This window comes from Desulfosporosinus sp. OT, from assembly GCF_000224515.1.
Classification (GTDB): Bacteria; Bacillota; Desulfitobacteriia; order Desulfitobacteriales; family Desulfitobacteriaceae; genus Desulfosporosinus.
Window position 1 is genome coordinate 1 of record NZ_AGAF01000246.1, and the last position, 23,960, is coordinate 23,960.

The window sequence follows — 23,960 nt, forward strand, 5'->3', positions numbered from 1 at the left end:
GGGAGGTAGTTTATATGAAAAATGCAATGATTTTAAGTGATTTGAATTACACGGAACTTACTACGGAAGAATTGAATACGATTAATGGTGGTCGTCACTTTTATCGTCGTCACTGGATTCGTCCTCACTTGAATTCAAGTTTCTACAAAACTAAAAAAATAATCAGTCGTACGAGTAATGCAATTTCGAATAGCGGTGGGGGAAAGTTTATCGGTAACTTAATCAAATTGGCTAGGCCTCTCTTGTAAAATATGCCTTTAGAAGGCTTCCATTATTCATGGGAGCCTTCTATTTTGTTTAGCCCAACTTTCCAACTTACAGTCCCAAATTAAGGCTCACCTAGGGGTGTCGCCAACATTTCCGACAAAACCCACTCTAAGACAATCTGTGGAATTAAATTATGGATTTTAACCACGTTAAGCCCGTTATTGTCCATAATTTAGTACCTAAAACGGTTGCATGCCAGCATTCTGATACGTTGTTATTGGGAATAGTTTTGATACCAGTCGCGTAAATTCCGTTCTTTGAGGTAACGTTTCATGTTATCTATTTATTTTTTGTCCCGAATCGGCTCTACAAACTCCATAATTATTCCCGCCCTTAATATGTCATAACATATAAAATAATACAATATGACATATTAAGAAACAAGGAGTAGTTGCTCATTGCTTGAGAAAAGTCTGCAATCCCAGACACACCAAGGGATTGCAGACTTTTCTCGAATCTGTCACAAGTACATTGTATCAGATTCAGCAAGAGGTTGAATTAAAGCGATTAGGAATATTCCGTGAGTTTGAGTTTACATCCTATATCGTATTCTGGCTACAAAGAGCATTCATAAGTCTCTAATTTACATTTCGCGGTTTTAGTCAAACTTACCCAATATGAAAGAGAAAAAACTTGTTCTGATATCCTTACTTAGAGAAATTATACCAGGTTGAAAAAGATTGAATTCTCATATAGATCGAGTGCGATCTGCAGACGGTTCAGTGCAACAGGAGATTCATGAGGGTCCATATTCTGCATCAAATTATTACTTTCCTTTTAGCTATTGATTTTAATCAATGGCTTTTTCTCTATGCTAGGACCCTCATAAATCTCTAGAAGTTAGGCGAAGTACGGCAGCTTCAAATTCTTCTTTGGCCAGTTTTTACTCATAAAGGCAATAATGAAAGGCGCAGTAATGCACAAAGCAAAGATCCCTATCCAAACAACTGACCGATATTCTTCCATACTTAATGAAACATTTACCACATCTGAGCTCGAGTATCTTACCCACGATGCAACAGCGTTGTGTACTGCATGGGCTATTATGGGAACAAAGAGGCTTTTGCTTTTTATATAAAGAATTGCCATAAAAAACCCGAAGATAGACTTTCCAATAATATCAAAATGTATAAATCCGAATAGTAATGATGAAATAAGAATAGCGTATTTCGAGTTCCATTTAACAGTAAGCCTATGCAGTATCATTCCTCTAAAAAGTAATTCTTCTACAATTGGAGCAACAACTACACCGAACAGACAGTCCAGGACATTGTATAACAATGGAATCGCCGTTTGACTTGCTGTTAAATACTCATTCTCGCTCATATTGGCATATGCATAGGCTGGAATCACAAATGACAATCCGTAGAATATCAATAAAAAAGTTCCACTTGAAAAGATCAAAAGCGTAATTACGGTGAAGATTAATTTCAACCATTGATAATTATTAGGAAAAGAACCCAAAAGTGTTTTCCAATCAAGCTGGAGTTTAGTGATACACCTAAGTATCCAAATCATGATAATTCCATATAGAAAATAAGTAAAAACAATATAAACCGTCGGATCCGAAACATCTAGAAGGAATACCCGTTTGGTAATTTTTAAAACTAAGATAACGAAAAGAATAAATAGCAGGACCCAAATAAGTAATCCCCTTAGTTTTAGTACTCTAAAAGCCTCTAATCTCTCCACCCAATTCCCTCCTTGAGCCGTATTTCGCCTAACGTTGGTTTAACGAACTTCGTTAATTGTCTATCTGATTGACTTAATGCGAACCTGTTCGTATATTTTACCTTTACTGGCACATGGAATTTATTCTTTAGCTAGGAACAATTTACCTTTATTTTGCTCCTTGGGTCCTATAATGGTCACTATGACAAGTAAGACAAACCCATTTCCCCGTTTTCGGGTAAATTTGGCTTTGAGCGTCGATCTACATGTTTTCGTTTTCTGCTTTTTAGGGCTCATTTAGCGTATTTCGATATGTAAGGCCAAAATCCTTCTTTCTCTCGCTCACGTCGTTTTACTGGTGTATCTATTCTTTGTTTTTCTCTATGATCCTCGGCTGGTGGCCCCCCCCCTAACAAGTTCAATCTCCAAGTGCTACCCTTCGGTTTGTCTTCTAAGATTCGCTTTCTCAGCCAGACTGTTTTCACGTTGATCCGTTGGTGGCAATGATATAGAAAAAATCCCTCACCTTGTACCAAAAGTTACACACAGTATGCTGAGGGTTAATCAGTCACAAAGCGGATTGTGCTAGTTGAATAATGCAAGGAAGAACCGTCCCCGCTTGCGTCCAAAGCCGGGTACATGCTCAGTCATGTGCCCGGTTTTCTTTACGTTCTAAAATTTTATTGAGGGACATACCATCTATCAAGGGGGGGGCAATGACGTGTCGCTACACTACACGCTATCTGTTGTTCAGGCTCCTAAAGTGATGCCGAAATTATCTAAGCCTTTGGCCTCTCAAACGGAGGCGAGCCCTATCGGACCGGATCAGAGTGCGGCTTTGTGGGCGGATATAGCCAAATGGTTTGGCAACGATATCCGCTCGGTTTTAGACAATATCAGGGGAGTCGCCCATCACAAGGTTGAAGAACTACGTTTGCGAGTAGGTCAACCGCTCTTGGTTCGTACATCAAACAAGGATTTCTTTTTAAACAGAGAAGGGGGAGTAACGAGCGCAAACAATGCTTACTTCGTCAAGCGAGAAGACCTGGCCTGTGCACTAGAACGGATGACTCATAGTTCGGTTTACGCGGTTGAAGAGGATCTCAAACAAGGCTTTCTAACCCTTCCAGGAGGAAACCGAGTCGGAATAACGGGAGAGGTAATCTCGCAGCACGGTCAAATCCAAATGATGAAGCATATTTCTTCTTTAAATCTTCGGATTGCCCGAGATATTCCAGGACGAGGCTTGAAAATCTTACCCTTGCTTTTAGGAGCTGACGGAACGTTTGCCCACACGCTTTTGATTTCACCGCCTCGGGCCGGCAAAACAACTCTTCTTAGGGATCTTATACGTCTAATCAGTAATGGAGTCCCTCAATTAGGGTTAATGGGCTTGACTGTCGGTGTGGTAGACGAACGTGGAGAACTTGCCGGGATGTGGCAAGGGGTACCCACCTATAATTTGGGGTATCGTACGGACGTTTTAGATGGTTGTCCAAAAGCCACTGGGATGAACATGATAGTTCGATCTATGGCGCCGCAAGTTATTGCGATGGATGAGCTCGGTCATGCCGATGATGTTAATGCCTTGATGGATGCCTTGCGCACAGGGGTGCGGATTCTTAGTACAGCCCATGCTAGTTCTATAGAAGAAGCACGCAATAGACCGATCCTAGCTCATTTATTGGATCAAGGAGCGTTTGAACGTCTGGTCGTGTTAAGCAGAAGACATGGACCGGGAACGGTTGAAGAGGTTTATGATCTTAAAACTGGGAGGATCCTGTAATGCTCATACTTGGATGTGTCGCACTTATCGCCGGTTGCGGGAGCTTAGGATTATGGTTGGCTAATCGAATCCGGCGGAGACCGGCAGAATTACGAGAATGTTTAATGGCTTTGGCACTTCTGGATACGGAAATCGTTTGGGGGGTGACCCCTTTGCCAGAGGCATTTTGTATCGTGAAGGAACGTACGGATCTACCCTGGCAAGAGTTTTTTGCGGAACTTCAGGAACGTTTGCAACGGGGCGAGTCAGCAAGCCCGGCTTGGAAAGATACAATTTCAACTCAATATAAACATTTTTGTTTGAAACAACAAGACTGGCAAGTGATCCGTGACGTTGGCAAAGGATTAGGACGATCGGACAGTCAAGAACAGCACAAGCAATTGGAACTTGTTCAGCATCAACTCACTTTAATGAAGGAGCAAGCCGGAATTTGGTCTGAAAAACAGGCCAAGATGTGGACTTATTTGGGTTTCCTCTGTGGGATCGCGGGAGTGCTCATTTTAATTTAACCAGGGAAGGAGTCGGGAGAATGAGCTTCAACCTTATCATAACTGTAGCAGGAATTGGAATTTTGGTCGGAGTATTAGCGTCCGTACTGAATCAATCCGGTCGCAGTGAAATGGCTCAGGGTGTCACAATTATGGGTGTAATCGTGGTTCTCTATATAGTAGTCCAGTCTATTTCAGAATTATTTACCCTGGTTAAGAGTGTTTTTAACCTTTATTAGGGGGCTAAAACGTGGATATATGGCAAATCGTAGGGCTAGCCCTGATTGTTACGGTTTTTTGTGTTGTTCTAAAGCAAATCCGACCTGAAATTGCGTTGCAACTTTCAATTTTAGCGGGTGCTGCGATCTTTATTGTTATCTTAAGCAAAATTAAAGTCATCGTCGATTTGCTTCAGACTCTGGCAGATCAAGCCAATATCAGCTCATATTACTTACTCATTGTTTTGAAGATTGTGGGTGTTGCCTATCTTGCTGAGTTTGGTGCTCAAATCTGCCGAGATGCGGGCGAAGGCGCCTTAGCTACTAAAATTGAACTTGCCGCGAAAGTTGGGGTTATTGTCTTGGCGATTCCCATTATTGCAGCCATTACAGAGTCATTGGTACGACTCGTTCCGTGAGGTGAATTATTTGAGGCGATTTTTCGTCAGTTTAGTTATTTTTGTCATCTTACTGGGTGGGACAACTTCCCCTGTCCTTGCTGAGGAGGTTGCCTCTCAACCGCCGGAGAAGGTAGACCTTTTGCAAGAGGTTGATCTGAGTCAAATGCGAGGCTTTTTGGATCAACTGGATAGTGATGTAGAAAATACAATGCCTGGTTTCTCTTTAACGCGTATCTTTGACAATTTGAAGACTGGGAAGCTAGATCTACGACCAGAAAATTTAGGGCAAACCTTACTAGCGATACTAGGGCGGGAAGTTTTAGGCAGTGCTCCGTTAATAGGCAAATTGCTTATGTTAGCCGTGCTTGGTGCCGTGTTAGCGCAACTTCAGGTTGCTTTTGGGGGAAGTGTTGGCAAAACTGCTCAGGTTATGACTTATCTTGTTCTGTTAAGTTTAGCTCTTACTTCTTTTCGGGAGGCGCTGAGTGTTGCCACAGGGACGATAGATCAAATGGTTGGCCTAATGCAAACATTATTTCCGGTGATGTTGACTTTATTGATCTCCATGGGAAGTCTGACCAGCGCAGCCTTATTTAAACCGCTCATCATGGGCAGTCTGACTGTTTTAGCAACTATTATCAAAACAGTTGTGCTACCTCTTTATTTTCTTGCAGCCATACTTAGACTATTTAATCATATCTCGGAACACTTCAAGCTCAGTAAGCTGGCCGGACTTTTGGAATTCGCTGGCAAACTTTCTTTAGGCGTGATTATGACTGTGTTTATCGGAGTCATGACAGTTCAAGGGGTGACCGGAGGGGTTGCGGATAGCGTAGTTTTTCGCACAGCCAAGTATTCTGCGGATCTTGTCCCAGTCGTGGGTAAATTCTTTAAAGATGCCGTCGAACTGGTAATCACGTCCGGCTTACTGCTGAAAAATGCCGTCGGTATTATTACGTTGCTTGCCATTATAGTGATTTGTTTAGGTCCTTTGATAAAAATTCTAGCGATGATCTTTGTCTTTCGTATTTCAGCGGCCCTCATCGAACCAATTGGTGAAAAGGCCCTTGCAGAAAGCCTACAGGATATGTCAAAGAGTTTAATTAATATATTAGTAACGGTCGCATCCGTTGCAATAATGTTTTTTATAACTGTGGCCGTGGTCGTAGGTACGGGAACCTTTTCAGTGATGTTGCACTAAGGAGGAGAAACATTGTGCAGACGTTACAGACTCTTGTACGTAATTTGGCGATAATTCTTCTATTGGCAACCTTTCTCGAGATGCTTCTACCTAATAAATCTATGCGCGGGTTTGTCCAAATGGTCATGGGGTTGTTTGTGATTTCAGCCGTTCTCACTCCAGTAACAACTTTTTTACATACCCCTTTGGCGATGGAAATTCCAGCTTGGACAGTCACAACCCCCCAAGATTTACCCGCCATAGCCTCAGAAGGGCAGGGGGTTAAAGTTGGGCGGGATGCTGTCCAAGAGCAATACCGCCAGATTCTGGCACACCAGATCGAAGCACTCGCTGTAGGTACTAACGGAGTCGAGGCTGCGTCGGTAGACATCAAATTTGAAGAGGGGGCGGGGGGTGTAATAGATCAGCCCAAGATTATTGAGGTTGTTGTTACCTTGACTTCTGCCAAAGGAGAGGTAGAGCCTATTCAACCTATTATCATCGGGCAGTCTCCTCTCGATCCGAAACCTCAGTCCGCAAGGGCTGAAGCAGTGCGGGAAAAGATTGCAACATTTATGAGTTTGGCAAAAGAAAAGATTCTCGTTCAAGAAAGTTAAAAGATAACTAATTTTTTAAGGAGGTATTAGAATCGTGAAGTTGTTGAAACTGATTTCATCGGACAAAATGATAATTGGTCTCGTAGCGCTCATCGCGGTTGGGATGTCCTTTATTTACTTGGGGAAAGGAGCTGAAAATCCAGTCCAGAGTATGCAGGCTAACTCCACGTCAACGAGCGTATCAACAACAAATACAAAAATTGGTGCACTTGAAAAAGAACTGGAGAACAAATTACAAGCCAATATCCTGCAGATGGATGGTGTAGGCAAGGTGCAAGTTTCAGTTAGTTTTTCCACGGGTTTGAAAAATGAGTATGCCCGCAATCAAAATGTGACGAGAAGAACCTCAAAGGAAACGGATAAGAGCGGAGGAACTCGAGAGACGACGGAAGTTACAGAAAATAACCAAGTGGTCATGCCCAATGGCTCATCTCAGCCAGTTATGGTGATGGAAGATCGTCCAGAAGTAGCTGGGGTTTTGGTTATCGCTGAGGGGGCTAGAGATCCAAAAGTGAGAGAAGGCATTCATACTGCGATCCAGACGCTCCTGAATATCCCGAGCGCCAGAATTACTGTAGTACCAATGGGCGGTGTATAATGTTTAACCGTAATAAAAAGCGACCGGTCGTGATGTTAATTGGTCGCAAATCGAGGTTATGGCTAGGAGGATTCGCGATATTAGCATTGATTCTTGGAGCACTTAGGGTAGGGGCAATGGCGGACGTTTCACATACCGATTTTTCAGGCCAACCGAGTTTGCCAGTAAGTGCTGCAGTGCTGGACGGATCTTCAATTCAATTTCAAGTTGAGGCAGTAAAACCGGACCTCTCGGGAGAAAACTATTTTGTTAATTACCGCTTAAAACGAGAACAGTTTCGCCAGGAGACGAAGGCAATGTTAGCGGAGTTGCTAAACTCTACTGTGATGAAGACTAAAGAGCAAGCACAGGAAAAATGGCTTGAACTAAGTATGAAAATACAAAACGAAGAAGAAATCGAGAATCTGCTCAAAATTAAAGGGTTTCAAGATGCCGTGGCTGATGTTTTTCTGGAAAACGTCACTGTGATTGTTTATGCCCCTAGTTTAACACCAAATGAAGTAAGTATTATTCAAGACATCGTTGTCAGAGTAACAAAAGTCAGGATAGATAAAATAAACATTACAACCAAAAAATAGAATTTCTACTTCTATAAAAAGTTCTTAATGTTGCAGGAAAACAACGGTACCGGCACGAATTAAAGTATAAATAGTCGTGGTTAATAATGCGCGAGATTCAAATCGGATCTCGTGCCTCGCACATCGTGCATCGCACCTCGATATAGAAGGGTGAGGACACCGAGAATGAGCAAAATTCTTATTGCCGATGATGCAAGTTTTATGCGTCTGATGATTTGTCAGATTCTCGCCCGCAAGGGTTTGACGAACGTCATAGAGGCTGAAAACGGTCGGCAAGCCGTAGAACGTTTTATATCTGATAAACCTGACCTGACATTTATGGATATTACTATGCCAGAACTCGATGGATTGGCAGCGCTAGCAGAAATATTGGCAATTGATCCATTGGCAAAGGTGGTTATGTGTAGTGCAGTTGCCCACGAAAGCATGGTTCAAGATGCTTTAAAACGGGGTGCGGTTGACTTTGTTACTAAACCTTTTCGGCCAGAAGGGCTTTTACGGATAGTTAGCAAGCATTTGAGCTAAAAAAATAGTATTATTTTCGTAATCACAGGCTTCAGTTAGTTATGAAGCTGTTGCACGGGATCGTGCGACAGCTTTTTAATTTGTTCTGAAATACTGTATACTTAAGCTCATTGCGTTGATAAAGGTATCACTGCCCCATATAATGATACCATATATATTCATGAGTACTATTGTCTCTCCTGGGTGGAAAGACAAATGAAAAAACCTTCATTGCAGGAATTTCTTAAAGATGGGGAGAATACAGAGAGGGGTAATGGCAGTGAAACCAGTCAAGATTACGGATACCACCTTGAGGGATGCACATCAGAGCCTTTGGGCTACTCGGATGCGTACGGAAGATATGCTGCCGATCCTGACCGAGTTGGATGAGGTAGGATTCTTCTCACTGGAAGTATGGGGAGGAGCCACTTTTGATGTCTGTTTGCGTTTCTTGGGTGAGGATCCTTGGGAACGGTTGCGACTGATCAAGAGCTACGTCAAAAAAACGCCGCTGCAAATGTTGCTAAGAGGCCAGTCTTTAGTCGGGTATACTCATTACCCGGATGATGTAGTACGGGAATTTGTGTCACTAAGTGTGAAAAATGGGATTGATATTATCCGTATTTTTGATGCGTTAAATGATGTTAGAAATATGGTCGTTCCCATGGAAGCGGCTAAAGCAGCAGGAGCGCATGTTCAGGCCTCGGTTGTTTATACAATTAGTCCTGTTCATACGACTGAACACTACTTGGAAACAGCCACGGCACTGGTGAAGCTCGGCGCTGATTCCATTTGTATCAAGGATATGGCTGGTTTGCTCACTCCGTTTAAGGCTTTTGAGTTGGTTACATTGCTGAAAAAAGAGTTAGGTATTATGGTCCATTTGCATAGCCATTACATTGGTGGAATGGCCGTCGGGGCGTACTTAAAGGCAGCAGAAGCAGGGGCGGATGTTATTGACACCGCCAGTGTTCCGATAGCTTTTGGGGCAAGCCAACCACCGGTCGAAACAGTTGTTCGAGCGTTTCAAGAAACGGAATATGATTCAGGTCTAAATCTACGTGATTTGTTTCATATAGCAAAGTATTTTGAAGCCCTGCGTAAAAGCCGTGGGTTTGACCGCGGTGTGACTCGGATTACGGACATGAGAGTGTTTGATCATCAGGTTCCAGGAGGAATGATTTCCAACCTTGTATCGCAACTAGAAGAACAAAAGGCCTTGGATCGCATTCATGATGTGTTAGATGAGATTCCCAAGGTTCGAGCTGAGTTAGGTTATCCCCCGTTGGTAACTCCTGCCAGCCAAATTGTTGGAACACAGGCCGTATTAAATGTTCTGAGTGGGGCAAGATATAAATTAATACCGGGTGAAGTAAAAGCCTATGTGCGTGGTTTATATGGACGTCCGCCGGCTCCGATTGATCCTGACATCCAGAAGAAAATCATTGGGGATGAAGAACCGTTGACCGTGCGTCCAGCAGATAAACTAGAACCCGGAATGGCTAAGGCAGAACGGGAAAGTGCAGGATTAGCTCGTTCCCCGGAAGATGTCATTAGTTATGCCATGTTTCCTCAAGTTGCCAAGAAGTTTTTTGAGGGACGAGAAATAGGTGTCATCCCAAGAGAAGAACCAAAAGTAGCCAAGGTAACAAAGGACACAGAGGAAACGACCCAAACAGGCGCCGCTTGGTTATCTAAGGAGGATTCAAAAATGAATTTGAAAGAAATTAAAGAATTGATCAAGCTTATAGATGAAACTGAAATAAGTGAATTAAATCTCGAAAGTGATGGAGTAAAAGTAGCCATTCGTAAAGGACCAAGTGTGGTTACTGGAGTTCCAGTCATGGCCCCCACTCATCAACAACCTGCTATAGCTCAAGTTGCTGCTAAACCTGTGGTTCAACAAGCACCTATTGTCGAGGCGTCTTTAGCCACAACAGCAGCACCGGAACCCGTTGTTTTAGAAAACACGGAATCGATTGTTTCTCCTATGGTGGGGACGTTTTATCAATCGCCGGCTCCTGATGCACCTCCTTATGTGGAGTTGGGTCAACTAGTCAAAGTAGGGCAGCCAGTTTGCATTCTGGAGGCCATGAAACTGATGAATGAAATTGAATCTGAAGTAGAAGGCAAGATCATTCAAATTTTAGTAGAGAACGGTCAACCCGTTGAATACGGCCAACCACTGTTCATCATTCAAAAATAAGGAGAAATTGCATGTTTAAGAAAGTCCTGATTGCGAATCGGGGAGAAATTGCTTTACGCGTCATTCGAGCATGTCGTGAACTTGATATTCAGACGGTCGCTGTTTTTTCTGAGGGAGATCGGGAAGCTTTGCACGTGAAGGCTGCTGATGAAGCAGTATGCATCGGACCGGTAGCAAGCGCCAAGAGTTATCTCAATATTCCGAATATAATTAGTGCTGCTGAATTAACAGGTGTTGATGCAATTCATCCCGGATACGGTTTTCTATCTGAAAATGCCCGTTTTGCTGAGATATGTGAATCGTGTGGTATTACCTTTATCGGACCATCTCCACAAGCTATCGAAACGATGGGAGATAAGGCCAAAGCACGTAAAACCATGATTGAAGCCGGTGTCCCAGTAGTGCCGGGTTCTAAAGAGATTATTAAAGATGAAGAAACGGCTGCAGCAATTGCGGAAGACATTGGGTATCCTGTTTTGATTAAAGCGTCAGCCGGTGGCGGGGGCAAAGGGATGCGGGTTGCCCAAAATTCCAAGGAATTGAGAAGTTCCATTCAAGCCGCTCAGAATGAAGCTCAGGCTGCCTTTGGTAACTCTGAGGTTTATCTGGAAAAATATGTTGAAGAGCCTCGACACATAGAGTTTCAGATCTTAGGAGACAAGTATGGTAATGTCGTACATTTGGGCGAACGAGATTGTTCTTTGCAACGTCGCCATCAAAAGCTTTTAGAAGAAGCACCTTCAAGTGCTTTGACTCCTGAGTTAAGGACGAAAATGGGAGCTGTAGCAGTCAAAGCGGCTAAATCAGCCAACTATTCAAATGCAGGGACAATTGAGTTTTTGTTGGATCGTCATGGTAACTTTTATTTTATTGAAATGAACACCAGGATACAGGTTGAACATCCAGTCACCGAGATGGTAACGGGGTTGGATTTAGTCAAAGAACAAATTCGTTTAGCAGCGGGTGAACCGTTGGGCTTTACGCAAAGGGATATTCAAATAAATGGCTGGTCAATTGAGTGCAGAATCAACGCAGAAAATTCGGATAAGAACTTTATGCCTTCCCCAGGAACAATCAAAATTTATCATGTACCGGGCGGCCCGGGAGTACGGGTTGACAGTGCAGTTTATCAGGGATATACGGTTCCACCCTACTATGACTCGATGGTTGGAAAATTGATTGTCTGGGGTGCCACTAGGCAAGAAGCTATTGCTCGGATGAAGCGAGCCCTTGAGGAATTCGTCATCGAAGGAATTCATACAACAATCCCATTCCAGCTAAAGGTATTAGACAATGCCTTTTACCGACGTGGAGAGGTCTACACGAATTTTATCCAGCGTCGAATTTTAGGAGAATAGACCAGTTAGGTATTCGAAATGTTGTTGTTCGAATTACGAACTACGAATTTTGAATTAAGAACCACGAAAATCGAATAGTAGCCTTTGCCAGATCAGCCTTGATTTGTTATAATAGCAACAATACTTGGATAAAGGAAACCTACATCAGATGGAGTTTTAAACTCCATCTGATGATTTGTTAAACTTATGCAGGTGCTTAGTGCGTTACGCGATGTTCGATATCGAACCACGAACCACGAATATCGAACCACGATTTGGGGGTGAAGACATGGAAAGCTTGGGAATGGAGAATTCCCTCGGTTCTATTCGAATCGCTGATGAAGTTGTAGAAGTTATTGCTGGATTAGCTGCTTCTGAAGTGGAGGGTGTAACCGGCATGAGTGGAGGTCTTGTAGGAGATCTTGCACACATGTTAGGGAGAAATAAAAACCTATCTAAAGGGGTTAAGGTAGAAGTCGGCGAGCATGAAGTTGCCGTGGACCTTTTCATTGTGGTGGAATATGGCGTCTCGATTCCGGGAGTCGCCCTGAGGGTGCAGGAATCAGTGAAGGAAGCCATTGAAAGCATGACTGGACTCAAGGTAGTCGAAGCAAATGTTCATGTACAAGGGGTAAATTTCAAACCTTTACCGGAAACCAAAGAAGAAGACTTTCGTCTGAAGTAAAGTTGGCCCCCCCTGGAAATGCCAGGGGGGGCTTCTGAAAGAGGGGACGATAAATGTTAGCCTATGTTTTGGGATGCCTTCTGATCTTGGGGGCACTTTGGATATTAGCAATGTCCACAGGGTGGGGGCTTCCCTATCTCCTTATTGTTCAAGGGCTTGATTGGTTAAAAGCGAACCCTTGGGAAAGTATTGTTCTGGCTGCATTCTTGCTTATGTTGGGTTTGCTTTTGTTTGTCCGACCGCGAGAAAGTACGGAGCGTTCTTTTTTGACGTCTTCAAAAGGAGGCGACGTCCGAATTTCTCAGGATGCTTTGCAGGAAATAATAGCTCGCAGTGCAATGGTATTGCCCGGCGTACTCCAGGTTCAATCAAGCCTAAGGGAGCGTGAAACCGGGCTTCAGATTATGGTCTCTTGCCAATTTGAGCAAGATGTTCTGATTCCTCAAATGTCCGCAGAACTTAAAGCAAAGATCAAACAGGATGTGGAGCTTTACACAGGAATTCTAGTGACTGAGGTGAAAGTGCTCGTGCGTAGTCTGGAAAAGGCCCGTTTGGCACGCGTCCGATGAGTGGGTTGTGGCTGAAAATTGAAGAGCAGATTTCACGGTTTCTGGTTTGGGCCATCGGCAATCATCCGGGCAAGCTCATCGGAACATCCGTTGGGTTTTTGTTGGGTATATTGATAGTGACGCTTGGTTTTTGGCGGACACTGGTTTTAACCATGGTTACTGTCTTAGGATTCGTCTTAGGAAAGAGTCAAGATGATCATAATATTATTACAGCTTGGTTGGAAAGAATTTTACACAGATACTAGGAGGAATTCCATTGAGTCGAAGATTAGCCCGTGAAACAGCATTACAAGTGCTTTTTCAAAGGGACTTAACGAAAGAACCGTTGATTGCTGCAGAAGCTGTGCAACGTTGGGCCACAGAATTTTCCGTCCCTGAGGCCAGTATACCCTTTACTCAGGAACTAGTGGATGGGACAATAGCCCATCAGAATGAAATTGATCTAAAGATTGCCGCCTTTGCACAGGAATGGACCATTAGCCGTATGGCAAATGTGGATCGGAATGTGATGCGTTTGGCCACCTACGAGATTCTTTTCCGACCGGATATTCCAGGTCGAGTAAGTCTCAACGAAGCGATCGAACTAGCGAAACGTTTTGGAGGAGAAGAATCAGCAAAGTTCGTCAATGGAATTCTTGACCGGATCGTTGACAGTGTCTCGAAAGTAGAGCAAAAATAGAACCGAGGTTCCCTCTTTGGATTTGCTCTGGGGAGGAGTTATTATCTGCACGCGTCTGCGAGTTCCGCCGCTGGCTCGCTGGACGGTTCGCGAGCGCGTCCGAACCTCTGGTCATTTCTGGCCGCATGCTATGCCATCCTTGGCGCATGCGGCACTAGAAACATCCTGTTCGTCGCATGTGAACCTGCGGCGCGCTACGGGGACGCGAACCGTCTGCGCTCACCTTAGCGCGGCTCCACCAACGCATCCGCTTAGCAGAAAATCGCTCCTCTTGGGTAGGTTTGATGAGCGTAAGCAACGCTTTGGAGGTTTGAGGCATGCTTATTAAAGTGTACCTAAAAACAAGTTGGTTTTAGATGATAGGTAAATTAAAGAAGAATACTTTTTTGACAAAATTATTATGATGCAAGCTAGAACCGTCCCTCCTTGCACGAAGGTATTTTGCTCGTTCGACCGAACTTCATTTGTGGCTCACTTATCTACTATCTCGTCTAGATGAGGAGACATTCAAGAAACGTCAAAACTTAGTTTTGGCGTTTCTTGATATTTGGAGGCGAGAAATGCAAGCCAGAACCGTCCCCCCTCCCCCCGTCGACCAAAGCCAGAGGAAGTTTCTTAGCATAGAGAGCGCTTTAGCGGAATTGCGTCAATGAGCGCAGACGATAAGGCGTGAAGAAACTCAAAGGGGCTTGTCCATGACTCAAACAGGACGTTTGAGGTTAGAGCACATCCCGAAGACACTGTCTTCGCACCTATTAGCCTTCTTGCAGGATGGCATAGCATTCGACCAGAATAGTCCAGAGGTTTTGCGTTTTAGCCTTAGCGACAAGCGAATAGCAAATGAAGCGTGTGCGAACACGATAGTCTCCAGTACGATAGTCTCCAGTACGATAGTCTCCAGTGGAGAGTATCGCCGAAGCCGTGATCCCTAGAGGAATTCTTACCGGCGTAGGATAGAGTATCGCCGAAGCCGTGATCCCTAGAGGAATTCTTACCGGCGTAGGATAGAGTATCGCCGAAGCCGTGATCCCTAGAGGAATACCTTCCGGCGTAGGATGCTAAGAAACTTCCTCCCTATGTATGCAATTTTCTTATTTTTCTATTTATTTTCCTATAATTTGAGAAGGAAAATGCATAACCATCTCGAACAATTAATGTATAGCTAGTAATTTGATTGGATCTTGGTGTAGGGTTGCAGGCAACTTACATAATTAGATCGGTATTATTGAAAGGAGTGTGTCAATTGGCTCAACTATTAGATGGTAAAGCGGTGTCAAAGATTCTTAAGGAAGAAGTTACTCAGGAAATTGCGCAGTGGAAAGAAAAAGGGGTACAGCCTAAACTTGCGGTAATTCTTGTTGGAGATGATCCGGCTTCGGTAGTTTATGCACGGTCAAAGCAAAAAGTTGCTGAGGGCATGGGTATGGCCTTTGAACTTTTCGTGATGCCAGCAGATTCTAAAGAAGCCGATGTATTAGAGCGGATTGATGGCCTAAATCGTGATCAGGCAGTTCATGGCATTATGATTGAACTTCCTCTTCCTAAAGGGCTTTCGAAAGAAAAGATCATGGCGGCAGTACTACCTGAAAAGGACGTCGATGGTGTACATCCCATTAATCGAGGCTATATTTTAAGTGGTGAGGACGGACTTTTTCCGGCTACTCCCCAAAGTTGTATCGAGTTGCTTTTGCGCTCAGGTGTTGAGATTGGTGGAAAACATGTCGTTATTGTCGGTCGTGGTGAAACCGTGGGCAAACCCCTTGTTTTTCTCATCTTGAAGCATAACGCTACTGTGACCATTTGTCACTCCAAAACAAAGGACTTAGGATCATTTACTCGTCAGGCTGATATTTTGATTGCGGCTGTGGGCCGTGCTAAGATGATCAAAAAAGATATGGTCAAACCAGGTGTGATTGTTGTTGATGCAGGGATCAACGAAATTCCTGGAGGAATTTGCGGAGATGTGGACTTTGAAGCTGTCCAAGAAGTGGCCTCGTTGATTTCTCCAGTACCGGGTGGAGTTGGTTCGTTGACTACTGCTTTGATTATGCGGAATGTTTTGAAAGGAATCGTTCTCCAAGGGGGAACACGTTAATGGATATGAATAAGGTTTGGGAATGGACGACGGAAGAATTTCTGACGGTATCAGCCAGTTCGGCACCCACACCGGGTGGTGGCAGTGTATCAGCTTATGTTGGAGCTTTGGCAGCATCAATGACTTGTATGGTGGCTAACCTCACTATTGGTAAGGAAAAATATAAAGAGGTAGAACCTCAAGTGAAAGAGATTTTGATTCAAGCAGAAGCGACATTGAACGCTCTAAAAACCGGATTGAGCCAGGACATCGCTGAATTCTCGCATTTTATGGCTGCCTTAAAATTACCAAAAGGCACAGATGAAGAAAAAGCTGTTCGTACAGGGAAATTGCAAGAGGTTTTAGTTTCTGCTACGAATACTCCGCTTGGGATTGCCCAGAATTGTTTTAAAGTTCTGCAATTGGCCCAGGAGTTAGCGCCGATTGGTAACACGGGAGCGATCAGTGATGCAGGCGTAGCTGCCTATTTAGCGGAGAGTGCACTGAAATCTGCGATGCTGAGCGTAGATATTAACCTCCCTCAGATTAAAGATGAAGGGTATAAAGAACGAGTTCTGGCTGAACGAACAAGACTATTCGAACAAGCGGCTGTTATTTGTGCGGAGACAATTGCTGTCGTACAAAGTCGACTGTAAGTGCAAGCCATGAGGTTCGATTTATGGTGCATGAATTAGTAGCGGCTATTCATGAACTATGGCAAGTTTGCTTAAATGAATCAAGCTTAAATTGAATTTTGCGGACTTATAAGAGTTGTACACTCAAAGCGTGAAGTTCCATATTTGAACTTAGCGCTTCGGGCTTCGCGCATCGATATAGAAAAGGGGGGGAGGAATATTTCTTCCCTCCTTTTCTATATGTTATGATAGGCTATGAGGTGAAGTTTGTGCCGAAAATTTGGACGGTATCTGAGATTGTAGGTCAAATCGGCCAAGTCCTGCAGGATCAAATGGATTTACAAAATTGTTGGATCAGTGGTGAACTTTCGAACTTTAGGAACCATCGTGCCTCAGGGCACTGGTATTTTACCCTGAAAGATGAGTCCTCCAGCCTTAAGGGGGTTATGTTTAGAAGCCGATCAGAACGTGCGCGTTTTGTCCCGACAGACGGATTAAAGGTTTTGATTCGAGGAAACATCCGTATGTATGAACGGGAGGGAACGATTCAATTCTATGCCGAAGAGATGGAACCTAGCGGGCTCGGTCAACTCTATTTGGCTTTTGAGCAACTCAAAAAAAAGCTTGCTGAAGAAGGGTTATTTGATCCGATTCGGAAAAGAGAAATTCCCCGTTTTCCCCAGTGTATTGGAATCGTGACAAGTCCAACAGGAGCAGCAGTTAGGGATATTATTAACATCATGGAACGCCGCCATCCGGGCATGTCTTGGGTCTTGGCGCCGGCTGCGGTCCAGGGAGAAGCGGCATCACAGGAAGTGGCTCAAGCCATCGCTCGCCTTAATCGCTATCGAGCTGTCGATGTCATCATTGTTGGGCGTGGTGGTGGGTCTTTGGAAGAGTTATGGGCCTTTAACACTGAAGTTGTGGCCCGGGCAATCGCTGCGTCCGTTATTCCGGTCATTTCAGCAGTGGGGCATGAAACGGATGTGACCATCTCTGACTATGTTGCAGACCTGCGAGCGCCAACTCCTTCAGCGGCCGCTGAGCTAGCCGTGCCAGTATTATTGGATTTACAGTGGCAAGTGACCCAACTGCGGATTCGGCTCCAGAGCGCTATGGGGGCTCTTATCGAGCGGAAGCGTCAGTGCCTTGTAGGGATCGCGAACAAAGGACCGCTTAAAGATCCTTTCTGGCGCATCGATCAGAATCGACAACGCCTAGATAACCTCCAAATTCGCCTTCAGGAGGGCATGACTAGATTTGTAATCGATAAAAATGGTATACTAAACTTATTAGCCGCTAAGCTGGATTTATTGAGTCCTTTGGCCATTCTGGGCCGCGGATACTCATTAACCTATGATGCAGAAGGACTCCTGCTGCGTTCCGCGAGCCAGGTGGAGCTTCATGACCAGATCCAGATTCGTCTAGGAGAAGGAAACTTACGCTGCGAAGTGTTAGAGAAGGGGATTTGATCTATGGGCAAAGAAATATGGATAGAGGATCTTTTTGTTGAAGAGTCGCAGGGCACGATAGATGAACATCAAGCAGACGAAACAGTTTCCTTGGAAACAGGTCTTCAACATTTAGAAATGATCGTTAAAACGCTTGAACAAAAAGACCTTCCGTTGGAAAAGGCTTTGGGCCTATTTAAGGAGGGGGTGGGTCTTGTTCAGTACTGTTCCGGTGTACTGAATCAAGCAGAAAAGCAGATGGAAATTCTGCTTGAAGGCCCCGATGGACAGCTAGAAATAAAACCTGCAAGTTTTAAAATGGAAGGATGAACGTAAACTGTGTTCAAGGCAACCTTTCAACGCTATCTCACAATGATTGAACAATTTCTCGCCCAATTGCCGTGGAATGAGGATATCTTAGATCAGAGTATGTATTATTCCCTGATTGGGGGAGGTAAACGTATCCGACCAGTTTTGGCTTTGGCCTCTGCAGAAGCGGTGGGAGGAAGCTCTGAGTTGATTTTGCCTGCGGCAGTTGCGTTGGAACTTATCCATACGTATTCATTAATTCACGATGATTTGCCAGCTATGGATAATGACGACTATCGAAGGGGAAGATTATCAAATCATAAAGTATTTGGGGAGGCCCAGGCAATTTTAGCTGGAGATGCCTTATTAACCTATGCCTTCGAATTTCTGGCAGATGAAGGACTCGGTCAATCTGAAAGACAGCTTCGCATTATTCGAGAGGTTGCTGTGGCTGCCGGAAAAGTTGGGATGGTTGGAGGGCAGGTCGCAGATGTGGCTGGTGAAGGGAAAACGCTTACTTTAAACGAAATCGAAGAGATTCATAAGGCCAAAACAGGCGCCTTACTGACGGTTTCTGCTCGTCTTGGTGGAATCTTAGCGGGTGGTACAGAGGAGCAAGTTAAGGCCTTGACCGATTATGCTCAGGCGTTGGGATTAGCTTTTCAAATTAAAGATGATATTTTGGATGTAGTAGGGGACAGTGCAACCCTCGGAAAACCTGCTGGGAGCGACCTGCGTCAGGGCAAGGCAACTTATGTTTCTTTGCTAGGGCTAGAGGGCGCAGAGCATCAGTTGCATGCTCAAATCTTGAAGGCACAATCCGCGGTGAAACCGTTTGCTGAAGGTGCGTTCTTTCTTAGTGAGCTAGCCTACTATATCGAGCAACGCCAGCATTGAAAGAGGTCGTTATCATGCCGATTATTCCGGGAATATTTCACAATGCAATTCTTATTTCAGCTGTAACGGCTTGGTTTATAGCTCAATTACTTAAGATCGTCGTCAGTCTACTTTTATTGAGAAAACTGAATTTTCAACTTTTTGTAAGTTCGGGTGGTTTCCCGAGTTCCCATTCGGCGACAGTTAGTGCTTTGGCTTTGGGAATTGGGAAATACTATGGGTGGGATTCCCCAATATTCGCGGTATCTGCAGTATATGGTATGGTAGTGTTGTATGATGCGGCAGGCGTACGGCGAGCTGCCGGGAAACAAGCAGAGGTCCTCAATAAGTTAGTTGAACGATTATACCAGGGCTCTGATTTTGCCCAAGATCGCTTGAAAGAGTTGATAGGCCATACACCGTTTGAGGTCTTCGGGGGTGTGATTGTAGGGATTATTGTGGGGCTCTTGTTATAAGGTAATTAATTTGAGGAGGGAAAATAGTTCGTTGGCAGTGCGCAAACGTAAAAGCTGGAAACATCTTGTGATTGTCTTTGTTGGAAGTTTTGTCATTGCAGCAGTAGTGGGGATTAGTTCTGAACTACTAATGCGCAGAATTTCGTCTTTATGGATAGCCGCATTGTTTCTCTTAGCTGTTATCGGGGTTCATATTGTCTTTGACGTTATTGGGATTGCAGCTACCGCAGCAAATGAAGCGCCGCATCACGCCAAGGCAGCGAATCGTGTCAGGGGTGCCCGCCAAGCTGTTTATCTCGTGCGTCACGCGGATTTAGTTGCCAATATGGCGAATGACGTCGTGGGAGATGTTACGGGCACATTAAGCGGCGTAATGGCAGCGGCCATTGTCATAGATACCATCCGTTTATACCCGACATTTGGAACAAAGGAAATCTGGCTGTCAACGCTTATGTTGGCTTTAGTGGCATCCATCACCGTTACAGGGAAAGCTGTGGGAAAATCCTTTGCCATACAGGATGCCAATAAAATTATTGCTTGGGTCGGGAGTGTCTTTGCTACTGTTGAACAAATTACAGGGTGGGACCTGACTGGACCGAAAAAACGAGGGGGCAAGAAGAAGGATGGGACTTCTCGAAGAAATTCATGAGCCGAAGGATTTGCAGACTTTAGATTCAACGAAACTTAAAACATTGGCGCAAGAGATTCGGCGGGAAATGATTGACGTGATCTCAAAAAATGGCGGACATTTGGCTTCGAACCTCGGAGTTGTAGAGCTCACGCTAGCGTTGCATAGGAAATTTGATAGCCCTGACGATAAGATTGTCTGGGATGTTGGTCACCAAACTTACGTACATAAGCTTTTAACTGGCCGATTAGAGCGATTTAATACCATTCGCCAATATAACGGACTGTCTGGATTTCCTAAACGTGTGGAGAGTGCCCATGATTGCTTCGAAACGGGTCACTCAAGTACATCCATCTCTGCAGCGGTCGGATTTGCCAAAGCTCGAGATGTCCTTGGTGAGCGCCACCATGTAGTAGCGGTGATTGGCGATGGGGCAATGACGGGTGGCATGGCTTTTGAGGCTTTAAACCACGCGGGACATAGTGAAACCAATATGATTGTGGTCCTCAATGATAACGAGATGTCTATTTCTCCTAACGTTGGGGCCATGTCTTCATATCTCAATCGTTTGAGGACAGACCCACTTTATGATAAGCGAAAAGAAGAGATTGAGGATCTATTAAAGCGTATTCCAGGTATCGGATCAAAGGTTGCTAAGGTAGTTTCTAAGGCCAAAGATAGTTTAAAATATCTGCTGGTCCCAGGCTTGATCTTTGAGGAACTGGGGTTCACGTATTTAGGGCCAATTGATGGACATGATCAATCGTTGATTGAACAAGTTCTAGAACAGGCTAAGCAGAAAAAGGGACCCGTGCTAGTCCATGTTGTGACACGCAAGGGGAAAGGGTATAAACCTGCCGAGGAAAATCCGGGGGTCTTTCATGGAGTTGGTCCCTTTGATCCGGATACAGGAAAAATCGCCGAAAAATCAGCTCCGCCAACCTATACGGCAATCTTTGGGGAAACTCTCTGCACCCTCGCCAAGGCAGATCCTAGGATTGTAGCGATTAGTGCGGCTATGCCGAGCGGAACTGGCCTTAATCCGTTTGTGCATCAATTTCCAGAACGTTTTTATGATGTCGGAATTGCGGAACAACATGCTGTAACATTTGCAGCGGGTTTGGCGTTTGGCGGACTTAAACCTGTTGTGGCAATCTATTCCACCTTTTATCAACGAGCCTATGACCAAGTACTACACGATGTCTGTTTGCAGCAGGCCAATGTTGTTTTAGCGATCGATCGTGCTGGGGTAGTGGGAGATGACGGGCCCACGCATCACGGGGTATTTGACATATCCATTTTTCGGGTTATTCCCAACTTAATCTTTATGGCACCCAAAGATGAAAATGAGCTACGCCACATGCTCTATACGGCGATACAACACAGCGGACCAGTGGCAGTGCGCTACCCGAGGTCAGTCGGTCAGGGTGTGAAGTTGGATGAAACGTTCAAGGAGATTCCTATTGGCAAAGCAGAGGTCTTACGCGATGGCAGGGATGTAACGTTGCTTGCAATCGGCCCCATGGTTCATACCTGCCTACAGGCTGCTCAGGAATTATACCATCGCGGCGTGGATGCAGCAGTCATTAATATGCGTTACATTAACCCGCTCGATCGTGAACTCCTTTCACATTACGCGCGCTTAACAAAACATTTTATTACGATTGAAGACCATGTCCTTAAGGGGGGCTTAGGCAGCGCTGTTCTTGAACTTCTTGAAGAGGAAGGCATAGAAGGGGTGGCCTTTGAACGCTTGGGGTATGCTGGATTCATCGATCAAGGATCGATTCCCCAACTTCATATCGCCCATGGATTATCAGTTGCGGGGATAATGCAAGCAGCCGAGCGTTTACAATTAATTCGTCGCGTTGCGCAATCCTAGGAAAGTCAATGCATGGACAAAAGGAAGGGATACTGTGGCTAAAGGGAAAGAACGCATTGACGTCTTAATGGTTAAAAAAGGGTTGGCAGTCAGTCGGGAGAAGGCAAAGGCGACAGTGATGGCAGGAATCGTGTTTGTTGGAGGGCAGCGCGTGGACAAGCCTGGCACGGAGTTGCCTGAAGATACGTTGATCGAATTAAAAGGGGAAACTCTGCCGTTTGTTTCTCGGGGTGGACTAAAGCTAGCTAAAGCCGTGGAAACCTTTGCGCTCGTATTTAAGGATTCGGTGGTCGCCGATATTGGGTCTTCGACCGGGGGGTTTACAGATTGTGCCTTGCAAAATGGCGCCAAGCGAGTTTATGCAGTGGATGTCGGGTATGGGCAGCTTGATTGGAAACTCCGGACAGATTCCCGTGTTGTATCCATGGAACGGGTGAATGCCCGCTATTTAACGAAAGATACGTTCCCAGAACAGGTGGATTGGATTGTTTCTGATGTGGCGTTTATCTCAATTACGAAAATATTCTCGGCTATGCTTGCCATCCTTAAAGAGGATGGACATGTGTTATCTTTAATTAAGCCTCAATTTGAGGCTGGACGAGAGCATGTGGGAAAAAAAGGCGTTGTTAAAGATGCATTAGTTCATAAACAGGTTCTGGAGACAGTTCTCAGTCAAGCAGAAAATGTAGGTTTTCATGTCTTAGGTTTAGACTATTCCCCGATTCGCGGCCCGGAAGGGAATATAGAATACCTGGCTTGGTTAGGGTTACAAACTGATTCAGGAATAGATTGGCATTCTGAGCTGGAGCGCGTGGTTCGAAGCGCTCAGAAAGAGACGGAGTGACGGATGGAAAGAGTCGTTGGTTTATGGATCAATAAGAGTAAACCGGAAGCCCAGACGTTGGCCCTGCAAATTAAAGATTGGTTCGAAGCCCGTGGGTGGGACGTTTTAACAGAATGGTCGGAAGTTGTAAAACACAAAACACAATTTCTTATTTCCTTGGGTGGAGATGGAACCCTTCTTCAAGCAGCTCGAGAAGGTGCAACCTTTGGCATTCCTGTATTAGGTGTCAATCTTGGGCGATTAGGGTTTTTATGTGAGATTGAGCGAGTAGACGTTTTTGGCGCTTTAGAAAAGGTTTTAAGTCAGGAATTTGAAATTCAAGAACGTTTGATGTTGAAGGCTACTGTTAACCGAGGCGCCTCCGGCTATCTTTCTAAGCTCGTCTTAAATGATGTTGTATTTTCTCGGGCAAATACGGATGGAATCATAACACTCCAAGCCAATCTGTCGGGAGAACCCTCCGTCAGTTATCCAGCCGACGGTTTAATTGTGGCGACTCCAACGGGCTCTACTGCCTATTCACTTTCGGCAGGTGGGCCAATCATCAGTCCCAATGTTCAGGCAATTTTGTTGACGCCATTGGCTGCGCATACCCTGTCTGCTCGGCCAATGGTTGTTGCAGACCATGAATTAATTGAAATTGTTCTAGCCAGTGGAGAGCAATGTCTAGTGACCTTCGATGGACGGCATAGTATTAAGATTTGCTCAAGAGAAGCAGTAATTATAAAAATTGCGCCTCTTAAGGCTCAATTAATTCGTTTGGGAAGTCGAAGTTTTCCTCAAGTGGTTCGAGAAAAATTAAGAGATCGTTGGCATGAATAATAGATAGATGCACGAGGCAAGAAACACGATGCACGAATTAGGTGCGGTTATCCCGCGAATGCGCAAGGGTCAATATTCGTGCATTAGGCATCGGGCATCGAGCGTCTTGAGAAGGAGGTATTAGTATGAAAGCTCGTCGCCAAATGAAGGTCCAGGAAATTATCTCCAAGCAGATCATA

Annotated in this window: 28 protein-coding genes; 27 read left to right on the top strand and 1 reads right to left on the bottom strand. The window is 44.7% G+C overall.

The window, feature by feature from the left end; all coding sequences use genetic code 11:
* On the top strand, window positions 1-248 hold a 248-nt coding region (locus DOT_RS23575; RefSeq protein ID WP_040413373.1), incomplete at its 5' end, for a bacteriocin.
* A gap of 859 nt (window positions 249-1,107) precedes the next feature.
* Here the strand turns inward: DOT_RS23575 and DOT_RS23580 are convergent.
* Window positions 1,108-1,959 (bottom strand): CPBP family intramembrane glutamic endopeptidase, encoded by an 852-nt coding sequence (locus tag DOT_RS23580; protein ID WP_009624060.1) that lies wholly within the window; start codon window positions 1,957-1,959, stop codon window positions 1,108-1,110.
* Between the two features lie 700 nt (window positions 1,960-2,659).
* Between DOT_RS23580 and spoIIIAA the strand changes: the two genes are divergently transcribed.
* The 26 genes from spoIIIAA to DOT_RS23705 all read left to right on the top strand — a co-directional run bounded on the left by spoIIIAA (window position 2,660) and on the right by DOT_RS23705 (window position 23,781).
* Window positions 2,660-3,724, top strand: a complete 1,065-nt coding sequence (spoIIIAA, locus tag DOT_RS23585) for a stage III sporulation protein AA (protein ID WP_040413374.1) — start codon at window positions 2,660-2,662, stop codon at window positions 3,722-3,724.
* Window positions 3,724-4,233 carry a stage III sporulation protein AB gene (locus tag DOT_RS23590; RefSeq protein WP_009624063.1) on the top strand — a complete coding sequence of 170 codons (510 nt, stop codon included), beginning with the start codon at window positions 3,724-3,726 and terminating at the stop codon, window positions 4,231-4,233. The genes spoIIIAA and DOT_RS23590 overlap by 1 nt, the downstream gene beginning before the upstream one ends.
* Window positions 4,234-4,253: 20 nt before the next feature.
* Complete coding sequence (gene spoIIIAC, locus DOT_RS23595; RefSeq protein ID WP_009624064.1) at window positions 4,254-4,451, top strand: stage III sporulation protein AC; 198 nt, start codon at window positions 4,254-4,256, stop codon at window positions 4,449-4,451.
* An 11-nt stretch (window positions 4,452-4,462) separates the two neighbouring features.
* Window positions 4,463-4,849, top strand: a complete 387-nt coding sequence (gene spoIIIAD, locus DOT_RS23600; protein ID WP_009624065.1) for a stage III sporulation protein AD — start codon at window positions 4,463-4,465, stop codon at window positions 4,847-4,849.
* 10 nt (window positions 4,850-4,859) lie between these two features.
* Window positions 4,860-6,032 carry a stage III sporulation protein AE gene (gene spoIIIAE, locus DOT_RS23605; protein ID WP_009624066.1) on the top strand — a complete coding sequence of 391 codons (1,173 nt, stop codon included), beginning with the start codon at window positions 4,860-4,862 and terminating at the stop codon, window positions 6,030-6,032.
* Between the two features lie 14 nt (window positions 6,033-6,046).
* Window positions 6,047-6,628: a stage III sporulation protein AF gene (locus DOT_RS23610; protein WP_009624067.1), complete on the top strand. Its 582-nt coding sequence runs from the start codon at window positions 6,047-6,049 to the stop codon at window positions 6,626-6,628.
* 34 nt (window positions 6,629-6,662) lie between these two features.
* Complete coding sequence (locus DOT_RS23615; RefSeq protein ID WP_009624068.1) at window positions 6,663-7,226, top strand: stage III sporulation protein AH; 564 nt, start codon at window positions 6,663-6,665, stop codon at window positions 7,224-7,226.
* Window positions 7,226-7,804 carry a SpoIIIAH-like family protein gene (locus DOT_RS23620; protein WP_009624069.1) on the top strand — a complete coding sequence of 193 codons (579 nt, stop codon included), beginning with the start codon at window positions 7,226-7,228 and terminating at the stop codon, window positions 7,802-7,804. The genes DOT_RS23615 and DOT_RS23620 overlap by 1 nt, the downstream gene beginning before the upstream one ends.
* 165 nt (window positions 7,805-7,969) lie before the next feature.
* Window positions 7,970-8,329, top strand: a complete 360-nt coding sequence (locus DOT_RS23625; RefSeq protein WP_009624070.1) for a response regulator — start codon at window positions 7,970-7,972, stop codon at window positions 8,327-8,329.
* Between the two features lie 259 nt (window positions 8,330-8,588).
* Window positions 8,589-10,514 (top strand): acetyl-CoA carboxylase biotin carboxyl carrier protein, encoded by a 1,926-nt coding sequence (accB, locus tag DOT_RS23630; protein ID WP_009624071.1) that lies wholly within the window; start codon window positions 8,589-8,591, stop codon window positions 10,512-10,514.
* Between the two features lie 11 nt (window positions 10,515-10,525).
* Window positions 10,526-11,872, top strand: coding sequence for an acetyl-CoA carboxylase biotin carboxylase subunit (gene accC / locus DOT_RS23635; protein ID WP_009624072.1), 1,347 nt, complete (start codon window positions 10,526-10,528; stop codon window positions 11,870-11,872).
* Between the two features lie 268 nt (window positions 11,873-12,140).
* Window positions 12,141-12,536, top strand: a complete 396-nt coding sequence (locus DOT_RS23640) for an Asp23/Gls24 family envelope stress response protein (RefSeq protein ID WP_009624073.1) — start codon at window positions 12,141-12,143, stop codon at window positions 12,534-12,536.
* Window positions 12,537-12,589: 53 nt separating this feature from the next.
* The gene (amaP, locus tag DOT_RS23645) at window positions 12,590-13,105 is read left to right on the top strand and encodes an alkaline shock response membrane anchor protein AmaP (RefSeq protein ID WP_009624074.1); all 516 of its coding nucleotides are present in this window, start codon (window positions 12,590-12,592) and stop codon (window positions 13,103-13,105) included.
* Entirely contained in the window at window positions 13,102-13,350 is a 249-nt protein-coding gene (locus tag DOT_RS23650; RefSeq protein ID WP_040413377.1) for a DUF2273 domain-containing protein, read from the top strand. Before amaP ends, DOT_RS23650 begins: the two co-directional genes overlap by 4 nt.
* 11 nt (window positions 13,351-13,361) lie before the next feature.
* Window positions 13,362-13,784, top strand: a complete 423-nt coding sequence (gene nusB, locus DOT_RS23655; protein ID WP_009624076.1) for a transcription antitermination factor NusB — start codon at window positions 13,362-13,364, stop codon at window positions 13,782-13,784.
* Window positions 13,785-14,479: 695 nt separating this feature from the next.
* Window positions 14,480-14,716, top strand: a complete 237-nt coding sequence (locus DOT_RS30000) for a hypothetical protein (protein WP_139024290.1) — start codon at window positions 14,480-14,482, stop codon at window positions 14,714-14,716.
* Window positions 14,717-15,027: 311 nt separating this feature from the next.
* Window positions 15,028-15,879, top strand: coding sequence for a tetrahydrofolate dehydrogenase/cyclohydrolase catalytic domain-containing protein (locus DOT_RS23660; RefSeq protein ID WP_009624077.1), 852 nt, complete (start codon window positions 15,028-15,030; stop codon window positions 15,877-15,879).
* Window positions 15,879-16,514: a cyclodeaminase/cyclohydrolase family protein gene (locus DOT_RS23665; protein WP_009624078.1), complete on the top strand. Its 636-nt coding sequence runs from the start codon at window positions 15,879-15,881 to the stop codon at window positions 16,512-16,514. Before DOT_RS23660 ends, DOT_RS23665 begins: the two co-directional genes overlap by 1 nt.
* 248 nt (window positions 16,515-16,762) lie before the next feature.
* Entirely contained in the window at window positions 16,763-17,965 is a 1,203-nt protein-coding gene (xseA, locus tag DOT_RS23670) for an exodeoxyribonuclease VII large subunit (RefSeq protein WP_009624079.1), read from the top strand.
* Between the two features lie 3 nt (window positions 17,966-17,968).
* Window positions 17,969-18,274 carry an exodeoxyribonuclease VII small subunit gene (xseB, locus tag DOT_RS29140; RefSeq protein WP_009624080.1) on the top strand — a complete coding sequence of 102 codons (306 nt, stop codon included), beginning with the start codon at window positions 17,969-17,971 and terminating at the stop codon, window positions 18,272-18,274.
* 9 nt (window positions 18,275-18,283) lie between these two features.
* Window positions 18,284-19,150, top strand: a complete 867-nt coding sequence (locus DOT_RS23680) for a polyprenyl synthetase family protein (protein ID WP_040413378.1) — start codon at window positions 18,284-18,286, stop codon at window positions 19,148-19,150.
* Window positions 19,151-19,164: 14 nt separating this feature from the next.
* Complete coding sequence (locus DOT_RS23685; RefSeq protein ID WP_009624082.1) at window positions 19,165-19,605, top strand: divergent PAP2 family protein; 441 nt, start codon at window positions 19,165-19,167, stop codon at window positions 19,603-19,605.
* Between the two features lie 31 nt (window positions 19,606-19,636).
* Window positions 19,637-20,254 carry a hypothetical protein gene (locus DOT_RS23690; RefSeq protein ID WP_083824280.1) on the top strand — a complete coding sequence of 206 codons (618 nt, stop codon included), beginning with the start codon at window positions 19,637-19,639 and terminating at the stop codon, window positions 20,252-20,254.
* Window positions 20,229-22,115 carry a 1-deoxy-D-xylulose-5-phosphate synthase gene (gene dxs, locus DOT_RS23695; protein ID WP_009624084.1) on the top strand — a complete coding sequence of 629 codons (1,887 nt, stop codon included), beginning with the start codon at window positions 20,229-20,231 and terminating at the stop codon, window positions 22,113-22,115. Before DOT_RS23690 ends, dxs begins: the two co-directional genes overlap by 26 nt.
* A gap of 34 nt (window positions 22,116-22,149) precedes the next feature.
* Window positions 22,150-22,959: a TlyA family RNA methyltransferase gene (locus DOT_RS23700; RefSeq protein WP_009624085.1), complete on the top strand. Its 810-nt coding sequence runs from the start codon at window positions 22,150-22,152 to the stop codon at window positions 22,957-22,959.
* Between the two features lie 3 nt (window positions 22,960-22,962).
* On the top strand, window positions 22,963-23,781 hold the full coding sequence (locus DOT_RS23705; protein WP_009624086.1) for an NAD(+)/NADH kinase: 819 nt from the start codon (window positions 22,963-22,965) through the stop codon (window positions 23,779-23,781).
* Window positions 23,782-23,960 lie beyond the last annotated feature (179 nt).

What these genes read in the sequence shown, in the direction of transcription:
- DOT_RS23590 (WP_009624063.1), top strand. Translation starts at nt 3,724, where the DNA reads ATGCTCATACTTGGATGTGTCGCACTTATCGCCGGTTGCGGGAGCTTA.
- spoIIIAC (WP_009624064.1), top strand. Translation starts at nt 4,254, where the DNA reads ATGAGCTTCAACCTTATCATAACTGTAGCAGGAATTGGAATTTTGGTC.
- DOT_RS23620 (WP_009624069.1), top strand. Translation starts at nt 7,226, where the DNA reads ATGTTTAACCGTAATAAAAAGCGACCGGTCGTGATGTTAATTGGTCGC.
- DOT_RS23625 (WP_009624070.1), top strand. Translation starts at nt 7,970, where the DNA reads ATGAGCAAAATTCTTATTGCCGATGATGCAAGTTTTATGCGTCTGATG.
- accC (WP_009624072.1), top strand. Translation starts at nt 10,526, where the DNA reads ATGTTTAAGAAAGTCCTGATTGCGAATCGGGGAGAAATTGCTTTACGC.
- DOT_RS23640 (WP_009624073.1), top strand. Translation starts at nt 12,141, where the DNA reads ATGGAAAGCTTGGGAATGGAGAATTCCCTCGGTTCTATTCGAATCGCT.
- amaP (WP_009624074.1), top strand. Translation starts at nt 12,590, where the DNA reads ATGTTAGCCTATGTTTTGGGATGCCTTCTGATCTTGGGGGCACTTTGG.
- DOT_RS23650 (WP_040413377.1), top strand. Translation starts at nt 13,102, where the DNA reads ATGAGTGGGTTGTGGCTGAAAATTGAAGAGCAGATTTCACGGTTTCTG.
- DOT_RS30000 (WP_139024290.1), top strand. Translation starts at nt 14,480, where the DNA reads ATGACTCAAACAGGACGTTTGAGGTTAGAGCACATCCCGAAGACACTG.
- DOT_RS23665 (WP_009624078.1), top strand. Translation starts at nt 15,879, where the DNA reads ATGGATATGAATAAGGTTTGGGAATGGACGACGGAAGAATTTCTGACG.
- xseB (WP_009624080.1), top strand. Translation starts at nt 17,969, where the DNA reads ATGGGCAAAGAAATATGGATAGAGGATCTTTTTGTTGAAGAGTCGCAG.
- DOT_RS23685 (WP_009624082.1), top strand. Translation starts at nt 19,165, where the DNA reads ATGCCGATTATTCCGGGAATATTTCACAATGCAATTCTTATTTCAGCT.
- dxs (WP_009624084.1), top strand. Translation starts at nt 20,229, where the DNA reads ATGGGACTTCTCGAAGAAATTCATGAGCCGAAGGATTTGCAGACTTTA.
- DOT_RS23705 (WP_009624086.1), top strand. Translation starts at nt 22,963, where the DNA reads ATGGAAAGAGTCGTTGGTTTATGGATCAATAAGAGTAAACCGGAAGCC.